This window comes from Phytohabitans aurantiacus (assembly GCF_027923225.1).
In the GTDB taxonomy this organism is placed as follows: domain Bacteria; phylum Actinomycetota; class Actinomycetes; order Mycobacteriales; family Micromonosporaceae; genus Phytohabitans; species Phytohabitans aurantiacus.
The window spans coordinates 1-14491 of sequence record NZ_BSDI01000056.1 but is presented as its reverse complement, the minus strand read 5'-3'; the positions used below and the strand labels follow the sequence as shown (position 1 = coordinate 14491).

15 protein-coding genes are annotated in these 14491 nt (G+C 69.9%); 9 read left to right on the top strand and 6 right to left on the bottom strand.

The genetic code is table 11. The annotated features are described in order from the left end of the window. Positions 1-165: 165 nt before the first annotated feature. The 3 genes from QMG73_RS37135 to QMG73_RS37125 are packed head-to-tail and all read left to right on the top strand — an operon-like array spanning position 166 to position 3111. Entirely contained in the window at positions 166-933 is a 768-nt protein-coding gene (locus QMG73_RS37135) for a DinB family protein (protein ID WP_281903658.1), read from the top strand. Between the two features lie 5 nt (positions 934-938). After that, positions 939-1514 (top strand): hypothetical protein, encoded by a 576-nt coding sequence (locus tag QMG73_RS37130; RefSeq protein WP_281903656.1) that lies wholly within the window; start codon positions 939-941, stop codon positions 1512-1514. 10 nt (positions 1515-1524) lie between these two features. Continuing rightward, the gene (locus QMG73_RS37125) at positions 1525-3111 is read left to right on the top strand and encodes an FAD-dependent monooxygenase (protein ID WP_281903654.1); all 1587 of its coding nucleotides are present in this window, start codon (positions 1525-1527) and stop codon (positions 3109-3111) included. Between the two features lie 10 nt (positions 3112-3121). Here QMG73_RS37125 and QMG73_RS37120 read toward each other — a convergent pair whose 3' ends face one another. Further along, a complete protein-coding gene (locus QMG73_RS37120; RefSeq protein WP_281903653.1) occupies positions 3122-3526 on the bottom strand; it encodes a nuclear transport factor 2 family protein in 405 nt (134 codons plus the stop codon). Between the two features lie 49 nt (positions 3527-3575). On the opposite strand from QMG73_RS37120, the gene QMG73_RS37115 reads away from it, so the two are divergent. Beyond that, a complete protein-coding gene (locus QMG73_RS37115; RefSeq protein WP_281903652.1) occupies positions 3576-4019 on the top strand; it encodes a MarR family winged helix-turn-helix transcriptional regulator in 444 nt (147 codons plus the stop codon). On the opposite strand, the gene QMG73_RS37110 is transcribed toward QMG73_RS37115, so the two are convergent. Both QMG73_RS37110 and QMG73_RS37105 read right to left on the bottom strand, forming a co-directional pair. Continuing rightward, positions 4016-5353, bottom strand: a complete 1338-nt coding sequence (locus QMG73_RS37110; RefSeq protein WP_281903651.1) for an FAD-binding oxidoreductase — start codon at positions 5351-5353, stop codon at positions 4016-4018. The genes QMG73_RS37115 and QMG73_RS37110 overlap by 4 nt on opposite strands. A 62-nt stretch (positions 5354-5415) precedes the next feature. Beyond that, complete coding sequence (locus tag QMG73_RS37105) at positions 5416-6369, bottom strand: DUF3500 domain-containing protein (protein ID WP_281903650.1); 954 nt, start codon at positions 6367-6369, stop codon at positions 5416-5418. 194 nt (positions 6370-6563) lie between these two features. Between QMG73_RS37105 and QMG73_RS37100 the strand changes: the two genes are divergently transcribed. Continuing rightward, positions 6564-8318: a histidinol-phosphate aminotransferase family protein gene (locus QMG73_RS37100; RefSeq protein ID WP_281903648.1), complete on the top strand. Its 1755-nt coding sequence runs from the start codon at positions 6564-6566 to the stop codon at positions 8316-8318. A 78-nt stretch (positions 8319-8396) separates the two neighbouring features. Beyond that, positions 8397-8642, top strand: a complete 246-nt coding sequence (locus QMG73_RS37095) for a phosphatidate cytidylyltransferase (RefSeq protein ID WP_281903646.1) — start codon at positions 8397-8399, stop codon at positions 8640-8642. 108 nt (positions 8643-8750) lie between these two features. Here the strand turns inward: QMG73_RS37095 and QMG73_RS37090 are convergent, their stop codons facing one another. Then, the gene (locus QMG73_RS37090) at positions 8751-10328 is read right to left on the bottom strand and encodes a hypothetical protein (protein WP_281903644.1); all 1578 of its coding nucleotides are present in this window, start codon (positions 10326-10328) and stop codon (positions 8751-8753) included. A gap of 141 nt (positions 10329-10469) precedes the next feature. On the opposite strand from QMG73_RS37090, the gene QMG73_RS37085 reads away from it, so the two are divergent. Then, entirely contained in the window at positions 10470-11432 is a 963-nt protein-coding gene (locus tag QMG73_RS37085; RefSeq protein ID WP_281903642.1) for a hypothetical protein, read from the top strand. Between the two features lie 10 nt (positions 11433-11442). Here the strand turns inward: QMG73_RS37085 and QMG73_RS37080 are convergent, their stop codons facing one another. After that, positions 11443-12636, bottom strand: coding sequence for an FAD-dependent oxidoreductase (locus QMG73_RS37080; RefSeq protein ID WP_281903641.1), 1194 nt, complete (start codon positions 12634-12636; stop codon positions 11443-11445). Between the two features lie 84 nt (positions 12637-12720). On the opposite strand from QMG73_RS37080, the gene QMG73_RS37075 reads away from it, so the two are divergent. Next, a complete protein-coding gene (locus tag QMG73_RS37075; RefSeq protein WP_281903640.1) occupies positions 12721-13191 on the top strand; it encodes a MarR family winged helix-turn-helix transcriptional regulator in 471 nt (156 codons plus the stop codon). On the opposite strand, the gene QMG73_RS37070 is transcribed toward QMG73_RS37075, so the two are convergent. Then, positions 13095-13673, bottom strand: a complete 579-nt coding sequence (locus QMG73_RS37070) for a hypothetical protein (protein WP_281903639.1) — start codon at positions 13671-13673, stop codon at positions 13095-13097. The two genes, QMG73_RS37075 and QMG73_RS37070, sit on opposite strands and share 97 nt — an antisense overlap. Positions 13674-14090: 417 nt before the next feature. On the opposite strand from QMG73_RS37070, the gene QMG73_RS37065 reads away from it, so the two are divergent. Then, positions 14091-14491: sigma-70 family RNA polymerase sigma factor (locus tag QMG73_RS37065; protein ID WP_281903638.1), on the top strand; the 401-nt coding region annotated here is incomplete at its 3' end.

Sequence of the window (14491 nt, the reverse complement as noted above, 5' to 3'; positions counted from 1 at the left end):
GGGAATGGCCGGCAATTGGCTTAGGTGGACGATTCTGCGCCCCAACCCGGGTCTTGCCGCAAGCCCCCTGCCGTGCTATATGTTAGAAAGGGAAAGGGGAGAGCACTCCGCCTTTCCTTTTTTGTTGGGCGTGTGCGGCCGCCGCTGTCGGAGTAAGTTGTCGTGATGCCTGCCGCGTACACCGAGAGTGACCAGTTCCGTGGTGCCCGCATCCACCTGTGCGATCTCGCCGGCCTCGAGATTCGCGATTGCGAGGTCAGCGGCCTGAAGATCGTGGACTGCTACGGGGGCGACGTCTACCTCGGTGGCGCCTTCGGCCGTGTCGTCGTCAACGACGTCGACGTGACCGCCTACGTCGAGGCCGAGCTCGACCGGACGCATCCCACGCGGGTGCTGGCGCGTGACGCCGCGTCCTGCGCCGACTACCGGGCCGCCTGGGATGCCATCGAGACGCAATGGGAGGCGACGCTCGACCGCGCCCGGCTCCTGCCCGAGGCCAAGCTGCACGAGCGGGTCGACGGCGAGTGGTCGTTCGTCGAGACCCAACGGCACCTGCTGATGGCCAGCGATGCCTGGCTTGGTAACGCCGTGCTCGAGGAGGACGCGCCGTATCACCCGTTGGGCCTTCCGCACGGCGGTATGCCGCCCGACGCGGTGGCGAAGCTCGGGTTCACCCTCGATGCCACCCCGACGCTCGACGAGGTACTCGTGCCGCGGCTCGCCCGCATGGCCACGATGCGGCGTGTCGTCGACGGGCTCACCGAGGCGGAGCTCGATCGGGTGTGTGGTCGCAAGCCGGCCGACCCATATCCAGACCAGGAGTACGTCGTGCGCCGCTGCCTCAAGGTGGTGCTCAAGGAAGAGGCCGAGCATCACCGTTACGCGGTACGCGACCTCGCCGTGCTCGAGGCCGGCGGTGCGATGAGAGCATGATCGGCGTGAGAGCCGAATTCGCTGAGCTGCCGCCTGTGCCGTTCGAGCTGCGTGGAGATCTGGAGTGGCTGGCCAAGCAGCCCGCGCACGACCAGTGGACCATCAACGGCAACGCCACCACGCGGCTGCTGGAGTTGCTGGCCCAGTGCCGGCGCGCCCGAGTGCCGCTGCCGGCGGCCTTCACGCTTTTCATGGCCACGTCGGCGCTGCAGGACCGGGTCCGTTCCAGCACGGCGTGCTTCCTCGACCTCGCCCACGCGCCCGTGCCACTGCCTCACGGCGGCGGCCACCTCGTCAGGTTCCTCGCCGACCAGCAGGGCTGCCTGTACTGGTACCTGCGCGTGACCGGCGACGGCGCCGACCACGCGGTGGTCTGCTCGGGCGAATACTACGACGTGGCGGACGAGGAGACGGCGGACCCCGATCCGTTCGAGATTGAGTTCTGCGCCGAGTCGTTCGAGGCGTTCCTGTGCCGTTTCTGGCTGGAGAACGAGATCTGGTTCGCCACCGCCCGCGATACTCCCATGCCCGACGTCGGCGCCGAATACATCGACCTGTACCGCGAGAAGCCAGCGGAGTAGCTTGCTGCGTATGCGGCACGTGGAGACTCCGGTGCTGGTTGTCGGCGGCAGCCTTGTCGGCCTGTCGATGTCGGTCTTTCTCGCCCGCCACGGCGTCGAGCATCTTGTCGTCGAACGCCATCCCGGTACGGCCATCCACCCTCGGGCGGCCTTCCTGATGCAGCGGACCGTCGAGCTGTACCGCGGGGTGGGGCTGCAGGAGGCGGTGATCGCGGCCGCGGAGCGCGAGTTCGAGCAGAACGGCGCGATCATGGCGGTCGACTCGCTCGGCGGGCGCGAGCTGCAGTGGTTCTTCGAGAACATCAACGAGGGCGTCGAGCACCTGAGCCCGTCACCGCGAATCTTCGTGACGCAGATCGGGCTGGAGCCGGTGCTGCGCGCGCGAGCCGCCGAGCTGGGCGGGCAGCTGCGGTACTCGTGCGAGGTCGTCTCGTTGGAGGTCGAGCCCGACGGGGTGACCGCGCTGGTGCGCGACCGCGGCACCGGCGAGGAGTCGACGGTGCACGCCGCCTACGCCGTGGCCGCCGACGGGGTGCGCAGCGCCGTCCGCCGGCGGCTCGGCATCCCGATGGCCGGGCACGGCACGTTCTCCGACAGCATCACGATCTACTTCCGCGGCGACGTACGCCCGCTGCTGCGCGGGCGCAACCTCAGCGTCGTGTACGTGGTGAACCCGCGACTGCAGGGCTTCTTCCGGTTCTCGTTCGACGGCCGATCGGGGTTCCTGGTTGTCAACTCCGCTGTGGACGGTGACGGCCGGCGCACCACCGCGATCGGCGAGGGCGCCACCGAGGCCGACTGCGTGCGGTACGTGCGGGACGCGCTCGGCGCGCCGGACCTGCCCGTCGAGATCGAAGACGTACAGCGGTGGAACGCGGCCGCCGAGTGGGCCGAACGGTTCCGCGCCGGCCGCGTCTTCCTCGCCGGCGACTCCGCGCATGTCATGCCGCCGACCGGTGGCTACGGCGGCAACACCGGTGTCCACGACGCCCACAACCTGGCTTGGAAGCTCGCTCACGTGCTCGACGGTCGGGCCGGCGCCGCCCTGCTCGACACGTACGAGGCGGAGCGGCTGCCGGTCGGGCGGCTGACTGTCGAGCAGGCGTACACCCGCTATGTGACCCGCCTGGATCCAGGGCTGGGCACGGACGGTCTCGCGCCGGTCGTCGATGACGCGATGATCGATCTGGGCTACCGGTACCGCTCGACGGCGATCGTCGAGGACGGCGCCGACGACGCACCGTGGGAGGACCCCCGCACGCCGAGCGGCCGGCCCGGTCTGCGGGCCCCGCACGTGCCGATCCGGCGCGACGGCACCGAACTGTCCACACTGGACCTCATCGGCCGCGACGCCGTACTCCTCACCGGCGCCGACGGCGAAGACTGGGTACGGGCCGCGGAGGGGCGCGTAGAGGTGTGCCGCGTCGGTGATACCACGGGCAGGTTCGCCGAGGCGTACGGGCTCGGACCGGGTGGCGCGACCCTCGTGCGCCCCGACGGCGTGGTCGCGTGGCGTGCCCGCGAACCGGTCGACGACGCGGGCGCCGCGATCGACGCGGCCCTGGCGCGGGTCCTCTGCCGATTCCCGGTCGGGTAGGCCGGTTACGTCAGCCCGGTGTCCCGGCGGTCGCCGCGCGCAGGGCGTCGTGCAGGGAGTCGAAGCGACGCGCCGTACTGATCGCACCGTCGCGGACCTTGAACAGCGTCGCGACGGCGACGGGTGGCCCCGCCGTGTCGGCGTCGGCGTTGTCCGGCCAGGTCGCCTCCTGCTCGACGACCATGGTGAGCTCGTCGACGGGGTGTGCCGACACCGGCCGGAGCCGGATCCCGGACGTGACGATCCAGTCGGCGAAGTCTCGCGCGGTGATGCGCTGCTCGCCCCTCGGGCCGGACACCTCCACCGGATCGGTCACCACCGCCAGCGCGGCGGCGAGGTCGCGGCGGTTGACCGCGTCGTGCCAGGCGTTGATCAGGTTCTCCAGCATGGCATCCTCCTCGTATGCGTATGGCATGCGACTATCGTATGCGATACGCATACCTATCGTCGACGGAGGGGTCGCCTTGGAGCTCAGTGGGCAGGCGTTGTTCGCGTTCGTGCGGTTCTGGTCCCGGCGATGGACCGGCGCCGGCCTCGGCGTCGACGCCCAGCGCGGCCGCGACGTGATGGTGCTCGAGGCGGTGCGCGCCCTCACCGAGCGAGGCGGGGCAACCTCGATCAACGAACTCGCGCGTGAGCTGGGGCTGGACCAGTCCGGCGCGAGCCGGATGGTGGCGCACGCGCAGCGGGAAGGGCTCGTCGCCCGGGTCGCGCCGAGTCGGATCGGCGCCACGTCGGCGATCACCAGCACCGCCGCCGGCGAGGAACTGCTCCGTCAGGCCCACGCGTGGCAGGACGAGGTGCTGCGCACGCTCACCGCCGGATGGGCGGACGACGACGTCCAGACCCTGATCAAGCTGATGGACCGGCTGGTGCGAGCGCAGAACGCCCTCGACGGACGCGCTTAGCTCTTCGGCGGGATGTTGAGGTTGGCGCGGAACATGTTGTCGGGGTCGAAGCGTGCCTTCAGCTCGGTCAGCCGGTCGTAGTCGGCGGCTGTGTAGGCGGTGCGCACCACGTCAGGGCTCGCGTCTTCCACGCCCGTGAAGTTGAGGTTCATGCCCCCGGTGCTCCAGCGGCGCAGCTCGCGCAGCAGTTCGTCGCGTAGCTGGCGGTTGCGCTGGTCGGCGTCGGCCGCCGCGAACAACGAGAACGCCGCGTCGCGCCCGCCCACGCAGTTCGGGACCTTCGGCGGGCGGGCGTAGGCGCCGCCGAAGTGTCGCAGCTCGACGACGAGTGGCACTTCCGCGCGCGGACCGGCCAGCGTGACCAGCGTGTCGACCGCCTCGGCGGTCAGCTCCTTCAGCAACACGTTGCGGTCGTAGGCCACGAAAGGCTCGCCGGTGGGCTCGTGGTGGACGGTGTCGACCTCGGCATACGGCATGTCACGCACGGTGTCGAGAAGGACGGGGCCGAACTCGCGCAACGGCCGCGTCAGGCGCTCGCCGTCGGCCGCCTCGCCGCTGTACGCGACCCGGACATGGGTCACGAACTGTCCGCGTAACGGCTCGGGGATCGCGGGGTCGTCCGGGTACCGCATGAGCAGTACCGAGGAGGCCATCTCCTCGGGGGCGGCGCGGGTCCACTCGGCGTAGGCGTGCAGCGCGTCGGCGGTGGCCGCGCCGGTGAAGCACAGTTCGCCGCCGTACAGGCGCGGCACGTCGAACAGGTCCACCTCCGCGCCCACCACCAGGCCGAAGTTGTCCTTGCCACCGCGTACCGCCCAGAAAAGCTCGGCGTCGCTGTCGGGCGACGCCTCGCGTAGCGCGCCGTCGGCGGTAACGACACGCAGCCGCCGCACATGGTCGGCGCCGAAACCGAATCGGCGGCCCAGCAGCCCGGCGCCACCGCCCACCAGGTATCCGATGGCGCCCACGCCGGGGTTGGATCCGCTGAGCGGAGCCAGCCCGTGCGGCGTGGCGAGCGCCACGACGTGCCGCCACTGGGCGCCGGCCTCGATCCAGGCGGTCTTCTTCTCCGCGTCGACGCGGACGCCGTCCATGCGGCGCGTGTCGACCAGCACCGCGTCGTCAGCGGATGCCGCCGGACCATGCCCGGTGGCCCGCACCGCGACGGCTCGTTTCTCCCGCGCGGCCAGCCGGACGGCGGCCACCATGTCGTGCTCGCCGGTCGCGCCGACAATGTACGCCGGTCGCGGCTCCAGGGCCTGGTTCAGCCCCAGTCGCTGGTCGTCGTATCCCGGCTCGGACGGTCGAACGACGCTCCCCGCGATGCCCTCCATACCGGCACGCTAACAACGATGTGCGGTGCTCGCCGGCGCCGACGTATCTCGATGGTCACTCCTTACCCGGAGTGCAGGCGTGCGTAGTGTGCGCGGAGCAGGTCGGTGCCCCAGTCGTCGCGTAGGTGCCGCCATACGGAGTGGGCGTGGTTGCCGCCGTCCTGGGTGTTGTCGTATTCGATGAGGAACTCGGGCGCCCGCACGCAGTAATAATGGCGCTCGCCGGGAGTCGTCGGGCCTGCCCACGCGAATCGGATCCGGTCGAGGCCCGCCGCCTCGGCGTCGCGCCAGCACGACAGCGCGTACGGTGTCGGCGCCCGGTGCAGGTACCGCTGGACGAGCTGGTCGAGGACTTCCCGCTGTGCCGGACGCAGCTGGTCGCGGCCGATGCCTTCGGGCAGCAGCGTCGGGTCGGCGACCGGGTCGTAGCGGGTGAGGATGTCGTCGGGTGCGTCGCCGGAGCTGATGCCGAGCGCGCGCTGGTCGGGGTCGAGCCCGGTCGCCAGCTGGCGGGCCAGGTCTTCCTCCGGGCCGAGGATGCGGCGTCCGGCGTGCGGCCCGGAGGGTACGACCGCTGGTTCGGAACCGATGAAGTGTGGCGTGAACGTGATGCCACCGGGCGTCACGATGACGTGTACGGCCAGGTGGTGGCCGTTGATTCGCCAGCCCCACGGCTCGTCGCCGTCCGGGTCGCCGAGCACGCGCAGCCAGTACCGGTCACCCTCGGGCGGCGCGCCGGTCACCAGTTCGCGCCGGACCCGCTCGACCTCGACGGCGCCCATGGCGAGGTCTCCACCGGCGGGGGAGTGGCCCGACAGGAGCAATTCGATCGCGAGTGTGTGCTGTGCGTCGCTGAGATACTCCATCGGAAGGCCGGGCCGGTTTCCCGGAAGGTACGTCCACTGCCGCAGATCGGAGTCGGCGAGGTCACCGCGGACCAGGCTGCGCTGCTGTTCGTCCAGGCTCGCCACGAGGGCGCGTGCGCATCGGCGAGCGTCATCCACGCTGGTCTTCATGATGCAAGTGTGCCGGTTCGCTCCGATCGGCTTTGGTGCTTCCGGTCCGTGCGGCCGGTCGTTCAGTGCGCGAACTCACGAGGTGGTGAGTACCCGTGCGGTCGCGAGCCGGAGCGCGGGCGGGCTAGGTTCCTGACGGCTGGCCTGACGCATGCTGACCAGCCGTTTCGCTCGTGGATCAAGGAGTGGTCATCGTGGTTTCTGGGCACCTGGGTGTGCGGCTTGGCACAGCGGCGGATCGGGACTGGATTTTCGGTCTGCGGCATGCGGTGTACGCCCAGGAACTCGGCCAACACCGCGACAACCCCGGCGGGCAGCTCAGCGACGACCTGGACGATCACGGCGTCGTGTATCTCGTCGTCACGTGCGACGGCTCACCGGTCGGCTTCGTCTGTATCACGCCGCCGTGGGTCGGTCGCTGGTCGTTGGACAAGTACCTGTCGCGGGTGGACTTGCCGCTTCTGGACGCACCGGACGTGTTCGAGGTCCGCATCCTGACGGTCGCGGCACCCTGGCGCGGTACCGGGGCCGCTGCCCTGCTCATGTACGCGGCGTTGCGTTGGGTGGAGTCCCGCGGTGGCCGGCAGCTGGTGGCGATGGGTCGAGCCGACTTGGCCGGAATGTACTCCGCCGCCGGGCTGCGTCCGACCGGTCACACCGTGGTCGCCGGCGCGGTGACGTTCGAGGTGATGTCGGGAGACGTCGCCACGCTGGCCGCGCGTACGCAGCGCCGGTACGCGCTGCTGCTGAACCGCCTCGGAGGCGCCCTGGATTGGCGACTGGACGTGCCGATGCGTCCCGGGCCGGACGGTTGCGCACACGGTGGGGCGTCGTTCGACGGCATCGGTGCCGACTTCCGCCGCCTGCACCGCCGCCGCGAGGTCGTCGCGGCGGACGTACTCGACGCCTGGTTCGCCCCGGCACCGGGTGTTCTGGAGGTGCTGGCCGAGGATCCGGCGTGGCACGCCCGCACCTCGCCGCCGGTCGACGCGGAGGGGTTACGAGCGGAGATCGCCGCGGCACGCGGTGTGCCCGTCGACTCGCTCACCCTCGGCGCCGGGTCCTCAGACCTGCTGTTCCGAGCGTTCCGCCAGTGGCTCACGCCGACGAGCCGGGTGCTGCTGGTCGATCCCAGCTACGGCGAGTACGCCCACGTGACAACGGAGGTGATCGGTTGCCGGGTGGACCGGCTGGCGATCGGCTCGGCCGACGGATGGCAGATCGATCTGGACCGGTTCGCCGACACGCTGGCTGGGGCGGACTACGACCTGGCGGTGCTGGTCAACCCGAACAATCCCACTGGCGGGCAGCTACCGGTGCGCGCACTGCACGACATGCTTCGCCGAGTGCCGGTGCGCACCCGGATCTGGATCGACGAGGCGTACATCGGCTACGCCGGTTGGGAGCGGTCCGTGGCGTCCTGGGTCGCCGATCAGCCCAACCTCGTGGTCTGCACCTCGATGTCGAAGATGTACGCCCTGTCGGGCATGCGGGTGGCGTACCTCGTCAGCGACCTGTCCACGGCGGCCTCGCTTCGCCGGTGGACGCCACCGTGGGCGGTCAGCCTGCCCGCGCAACTGGCTGCCGTCGCGGCCCTTCGTGACCGGGCGTACTACACGGCGCGCTGGGCGGAAACCACGGTGCTGCGGGCGGAACTGGCCGCGGCGCTGGGCGCGGTGGACCCAACCGCCGTCATCGACGAGGCCGTAGCCAACTTTCTCCTGATCACGCTGCCTACCGGCGGTCCGAGCGCGGCCGAGGTCGTCGCGGCGTGCCGGCTCGACGATGTGTACCTGCGCGACCTGTCCCCGATGTCGCCGGCGTTCCAAGGGCGAACCATCCGGGTAGCCGTGAAGGACCCTGCCGGCAACGCCCGGATCGTCGACGCCTACCGCGCAGCCCTAGCCGCCGTGACCGCCCGCCTCCCCGTGGGTGCCGCAACACGATGATCACTGTCCGCACGCTCGTTCCGGGCGCTGGCGTGCTGCTGGTCGGAACGGTTCCGGTCCTGGCCGCGGACACCACCGGTGGTCTACGCCGGGCGGCAAACGGCGATCCTCGGCGTCTTCAACCGGGACCTGCCCACGCCACTCATTCTGGGGTTGGTGGCGGCCGTCACGATCGGCGCGCCCATGGGCGACCTGTTCGAGTCGATGATCAAGCGAGGAGCCGGAGCCAAGGACGCCGCCTCCTGGCTGGCCGGCTCCGGCGGCCTGCTGGACCGAATCGACTCCCTGCTGTTCGCGCTGGCCATCGTGCTGCTGCTGGCATGACTCGACCCGGTCAGGTCGTGTGCCGCGAAGGGCGAGGCCGCGGGAGCAACGGGCATGGCGCACGACGGACGCCGCGGTAGCTCAGCGTCTTTCGAGCCCGCCCACAGATCAGCCCGGCGGGGCCGGGTACGGCGGATCCCTGAACGATGGCGGTTCGTCGCGTCGCGCCCGCGCCGCCACCGCGATGCCGAGAATCACCGCGAGCACAGCGCCGAGCGCGGGATACGGCCGGGCGTTGAGCCACGGCACGCTCAGCACCGGCACCATGACGGCCGCCGCGACGACCAGCGCGGCCAGCACCGCCCACGCGGCCCAGCGGCCCCGCACGGCGTTGGCGTTGAGCGCGCTCAGGACGATGCCGACGCCACTGACCGCGGCTAGCAGCGTCAAGCCGATCGCTACCACCCCGGTGAACCCCTGCAGCATCCCGTCGGGGCTGTACAGGCCGAGGCTGGCGAAGAGGGCCAGCGGCGCCGTCACCGCCAACAGCGTGCTGAACACGACCAGCGCGGTCTTCCTGGTCACCGCGGCGCCACCGACCGCGATACCGGCGGTGATGAGGCCGGCGAGGAGGGCGGCGAGCACCGCTGCCAGCAAGAGGCCGGCGGGCGTGCGGTCGAGCGGCTGCGGGGGATTGTTGAACGAGCCCTGGCTCGATGTTTCCACGCCGGTCCGCCGCCACTCGCCGCCCACGTCGCGCACGGCGAGCCCGTCACGGCCGTTGGCGACCACCACCACGTAGCCGCCGGGCCGTGCGCTGATCGCGAGCGCACGCGAGGCCAGGTCCGTCGAGACGTTCGCGATCTCCGGGTACCGGTGGGCGAGCAGGTCACGCTGCCGGTCCGTGATCTCCCAGCTCACCGACCAGGTGGCCCCGCCGTCGCGGCTCTGTTCCACCCGCAGGTGGGACGGCACCACCCGGTAGCAATCGCGGTTCGCCGGAGCCGGCGCGCACTGCTCGGTCACCGGCGACCGGCCCGACGCGGTGAACGCGGGCTCCTCCTCGGGCGTCAACTGCCGCCACGTCGCGCCGTCCTCGCTCACCCGCCATGCCGACGCGTCGCCCGGTAGCGGTTCCTGGAAGGTGTACGCCACGCCGACCGCGAGGCCGGTGCGCCACGGTACGACGGTGACCGCGCTCGGGTAGTACACCGCGCTCGTCGCGGCCATCGCCAGCGTGGCCACCGGTAGCACCACCACAATGGACAGACGGCGGGCCAGATCCGGCCGCAGCCGCCAGGGCCGCCCGGGATCGGGCCGGCGCCGCGCCCGTGCGGCGAGCCAGGCGGCGAGGGCGAGAACCGGCAGCGCGGCGAGATCGGTGCGGTCCGCCAGGATCACCGACTGCCCGCGTACCAGGCTCCACAGCGCCGACGCGGCCGCCGCACCGGCCGGGTGCGCTTTGGTCAGCGCGAACCCGACACCCACCACCACGATCGCACCGTGGGCGGCGACGGCGGCCGGCAGCCGCCGCACCGCGAGCACGGCGACCGTGGCGAGAACCGGCGGCGCCACGAGCAGCCCGGCCAGGTCGCTGAGCTTTCCGGTCACCGGTCCCGGATACGCGGCCTTGAGAATGTGGTCGTTCACCGCGAGCAGCACGAGCGCGAGCACGGTGACCGGGTGGGTGAGCCAGGTCAGCACGGCGGCGCGGTGGCGCCTGGCGATGTCGACGCGTTCGGACATGCCGCCCATGTTCCGTGGCGAAGATCGCGATTCGACACCGCCGCGACAACGATCCCTAGCGTTTTCATTTCTGCTTCATGTGCCTTTCGCGCGCCACCTTGGGAGTGCTGCGCGTTGCCACGAAGATCTACGATCAGCCTCGTGAACGTCAACGGGGAACCGCGCCGCGCCAGCGCGTACGTGCTGCTCTGCCTCGGTTTGGTGGCCGCGAGTGCCTGCAGCCAATCGCGGCCGGAGCGTGCGCCATCGTCGACCCCGCCGCCCGTGTCGAGCAGCGCCGCGGTATCCAGGGCGATCGACGGCACGGCTTTCTACTTGGAGTCGAAGGGCGCCATTCTGGAGGTTCACGCCGTTCGCGGGTCGGACAAGCCGGTCAGCATCGTGGCTGACACGGGGCCGTGTCCGTTCAACACCGCTGTCATATCGCCAGACGGCACTCAGATCGCTTGGGCCGCCACCAACGATCCGACCGGTGGGGGAAACCTGGTGGTGTCCGATCTGCGTGGTGCCAACCGCCGTACGCTGCCGGTCGGTGCCAGTTGCGTGGGCAGGACATCGCTGATCTGGTTCTCCCCCACGGCGATCCTGGTCAGAGACTCCGACGACACAAGCCGCCAGGTGCTTCACAGCGCCACCACCGGTGAGCCGCTCAGAGATGTGTTCCGGGGCGTGTGGTCCGCCAACGGCGAGTGGGCGGCCACCACGGACGGCAGCGGCGAGCCGATCGTGATGCCGAAGGGGAGTCCCGGAGCCGCACGCCGGTTCACCTACACACCGCCGTCCGCTGAGGCGAAGCGCCACGACGGTTGGAGCGTACGCAGCGTCTCCCACGACGGCCGGTACGTCTCGGTGGGCTGGAACAACAAGGATCGAAGTCGCGATCTGGGTAGCTTCGCCGTCGTGGAGACGGCCACCAGCAAGGTAGTAGATCTCCCGGTGACCGGTGAGGTATCCAGCATCCACTTCCTCACCGACGGCACGGTCCTGGTGCGTGTCGCCGGCGGAAAGCTGGTGCTGTTGGACGAGCGGTTCGTCGTGCTCGCCGAGGCGGCGGAGCCGGCCTCGGTAAGCAACCTTCCTCTACTGTGGTACGTCACGGCCTAGGTAGTTGGGGTCAGGCGGCGGCCCTCTGGTTCCAGTCGATGTGGTGGTCGTACATCCAGGCGTGCGACTTCGGGTTGGCGAAGAGTCTCAGCGCGACAGGCATCATGAGGTCGCGGAAGACGCGGGCGACGGGCCCGGCGGTCTTGCTGTTGGAGAGGGTCTTGGAATAAGCCACCACCTTCTCGACGCGCGGGCGGCGCAGTCGCTCGTACGTGGTGTACGCCGTGGCGACGTCGGGTGCGTCGCGTAGGCATTTGGCGAGGACGATGGCATCCTCTATCGCCATCGAGGCGCCCTGGCCGGCGGATGGGGAGGTGGCGTGTACGGCATCGCCGATCAGCGCGATCGGCCCGCTGTGCCAGACCGGGCTGGTGGGGATGTCGTGCACCGGATACGCGCCCACCTCACCGGCGAGATTGCCGAGGATGCGGCCGATGACCGGCATGTCGTCGGCGAAGAGGTCGGTCAGGTGTCGCTGCCACCACCCGGGTGTCATCGCGTCCAGCTCCTGCCGGCTCGGCTCCTGCGGGCGGTGCAGGTTGGCGAACCAGTAAACTTCGCCGCCTTCCCGGACCAGGTAACCGAAGAAGGCCCGCTTGCCGAAGACGAAGTGTTGGGTGTCGGTGGTGGGAGCCAGCGAGCTGTCATGGCTGTAGCCGCCGACGCTGAGCAGCCCGGTGAAGCGCGGGCGCGGGCCGTCAGGATCGAGCAGCCGGCGGGTGCGGGAGTGGATGCCGTCCGCGCCGATGAGGAGGTCGCCGGTGGCTTCGGTGCCGTCGGTGAAGCGTGCCGTGACTCCGGTGGGCGTGGCGTCGTATGTGTCGAGCCGCTTGCCGTACTCGATGGCGATACCGCGGGCGTGGGCTTCGGCGCGCAGCACCTTCTGCATCTCGCCGCGGCGGACGCAGACGCTCACGGTGCCGTCCGGCAGCGTGGTTCCGTTGGCCACCTCGCCGAGGCGCTTCCCGGTGCCGCTCCACATGATCATGCGGGGGATGGGGAAGCCGTCGCCCCGGCGGGCGATGTCGACGTCGATGGCGCGCAGCGCGTCCAGGCCGTTGGAGGCGGTGTTGAGAAACAACCCGGCGTAGTCGTCCGGCTGCTCGTACGCCTCGTGAACGACCGGTTCGATGCCGGCGCGTCGCAGCGCCATGGCCGCGGTAAGCCCGCCGATCCCACCACCGATGATCAAAGCCTTCGTCATTGCAGTCTTCCCGTCCTGGTGCTATCCTCATGACGCTCAGTTATTTAGTTCGTCCGAACGAAATATATGGGGAGAGTGGCGCGAGTGTCAAGGGATGCGGATCGGCGTGAACTGCTCGCCGCGCTGCACCAGGCGGGCCGCGAAAACAGCAACGCCGCGGTGATGTTCCACGCCGCCGTCGGCGCCCGGATGGGCCTCAACATGACCGAGGAGAAGTCCCTGGACCTGCTCGAGCGGGAGGGCGCGTTGACAGCCGGCGAGATCGCCGCGCGCACCGGGCTGGCGCCGGCGTCGGTAAGCGGCCTGATAGACCGGTTGGAGCGCAAGGGATTCGTCCGCCGGGTACGCGACAACGACGACGGGCGCCGCGTCATCGTCGAGATGAACCGGGAGCATGTGGCGAGCTTCGGCACCCTGTTCGCCGGGTTCGTCGACGGCCTCGAAGCGCTGTACGCCAGTTACACCAACGAGCAACTCCACGTGATTCTCGACTTCCTGCGCCGGTCAGCCGCCATCCAGCGCGAAGCCACCGGCGAACTCACCAGCCAGACCTGACGGCGACGCGGGTGTGACGATGCGGTGGAGACACGACGAGTGGGCGCAACGGTGGAACGCCGAACGCCTTGTCGCCCGTGTCGACGAGCTCCGGCGCGGGACGCCTTCCATAGCCGCATCGACCAGTTGCGCGCCGACCCCAGCGGCAAGGTCCGCCGCCACCAGCCGCGACAGCTCTGAGGCGCCGCCCGCCGCTTGCCACTTGGCAGGCCACTTTGGACGTCGTCGGCACTCATCACCGGGATCAGCTCGATCTTCGCGCCCATCTCCATGAAGAGCGGCTCGGCGATCACCGGAATGTCCGACGGGTCCTCCAGGTCGAACACGATGAACGCGCCGCGCTGACCGCCGATCGCGGTGAAGTAAGCCGCTTCTGGCTTGAGCCTTTCGAGCGTCGCGTTGAGCACCTTGGGCAGCCTGCCGTCCTTGATCGCCCGGTTGCCGGCCTCGGTGTCGAACTCCGCCCTCATCAACACGCGCATTGTCATCACCCCTGGCTGTTACGTGTCCCCCCACCAGCAGTATTTCGGCGGCGGTGCCTTCGCGCGGCGAAATCCCCACATCCAAATCAAGATCGAGTTTCGGGCTACCGCGACGTCCGCCGCGCTCCATACCGTTGCTCCCGCGGCCTCACCGTGCGCGGCTACACGACCCGGCCGTACGTAGCAGCGAAATCCCTGATGTTGCGGCTTCCGGGTGTGTACGAGGCGACAAAATCGGGGATTTTGTCGGGACGTTGAGCGTGACTGGGCGCGGAGGGCGAGGCTGCGGGAGCTACGGTCTGGGGCACGACGGTCGTCGCGGCAGCTCAAATCCTGAGACGATCAGATCCGTTGGAACCGATTGGGTGGTTGGCGCGACTGGGTAGCGTGACACGGTCTGCGGTTAGGGAGCCCGAGGTGGGCGGGAGCGCGTTGGATGATTTCGGCGCGGTGTATCGGGCGCATTACGACGGCATGATCCGGTTGGCGTATGTGATTACGGACAGTGTGGCGGCCGCCGAGGACATCGTGCAGGAGGCGTTCGTCGAGCTGTACCGGCACTGGCCGTCGGTTCGTGAGCCGGAGAGTTGGCTGCATACGGTGGTGGTCAACCGGTCGCGGTCGTGGTGGCGGCGTTTGGTGGTGGCTCGCCGGCATGTGGCTCGCGGCTCGCCGCCGGTGTTTTCACCGTCGGCTGAGGACGGTGCTGTGGTGCGTCAGGCGCTGCTGGCGTTGGGTCGCCGTCAGCGTGCGGCCGTGTTTCTGCGTTTCTATCTTGACCTGCCGGAGGCGGCGATCGCTGAAGCGCTCGGCTGCCG

Excerpts from the sequence above, each read along its gene's own strand:
- QMG73_RS37135 (WP_281903658.1), top strand. The coding sequence starts at position 166 with ATGCCTGCCGCGTACACCGAGAGTGACCAGTTCCGTGGTGCCCGCATC.
- QMG73_RS37125 (WP_281903654.1), top strand. The coding sequence starts at position 1,525 with ATGCGGCACGTGGAGACTCCGGTGCTGGTTGTCGGCGGCAGCCTTGTC.
- QMG73_RS37120 (WP_281903653.1), bottom strand. The coding sequence starts at position 3,526 with ATGCCATACGCATACGAGGAGGATGCCATGCTGGAGAACCTGATCAAC.
- QMG73_RS37110 (WP_281903651.1), bottom strand. The coding sequence starts at position 5,353 with ATGGAGGGCATCGCGGGGAGCGTCGTTCGACCGTCCGAGCCGGGATAC.
- QMG73_RS37105 (WP_281903650.1), bottom strand. The coding sequence starts at position 6,369 with ATGAAGACCAGCGTGGATGACGCTCGCCGATGCGCACGCGCCCTCGTG.
- QMG73_RS37090 (WP_281903644.1), bottom strand. The coding sequence starts at position 10,328 with ATGTCCGAACGCGTCGACATCGCCAGGCGCCACCGCGCCGCCGTGCTG.
- QMG73_RS37080 (WP_281903641.1), bottom strand. The coding sequence starts at position 12,636 with ATGACGAAGGCTTTGATCATCGGTGGTGGGATCGGCGGGCTTACCGCG.
- QMG73_RS37070 (WP_281903639.1), bottom strand. The coding sequence starts at position 13,673 with ATGCGCGTGTTGATGAGGGCGGAGTTCGACACCGAGGCCGGCAACCGG.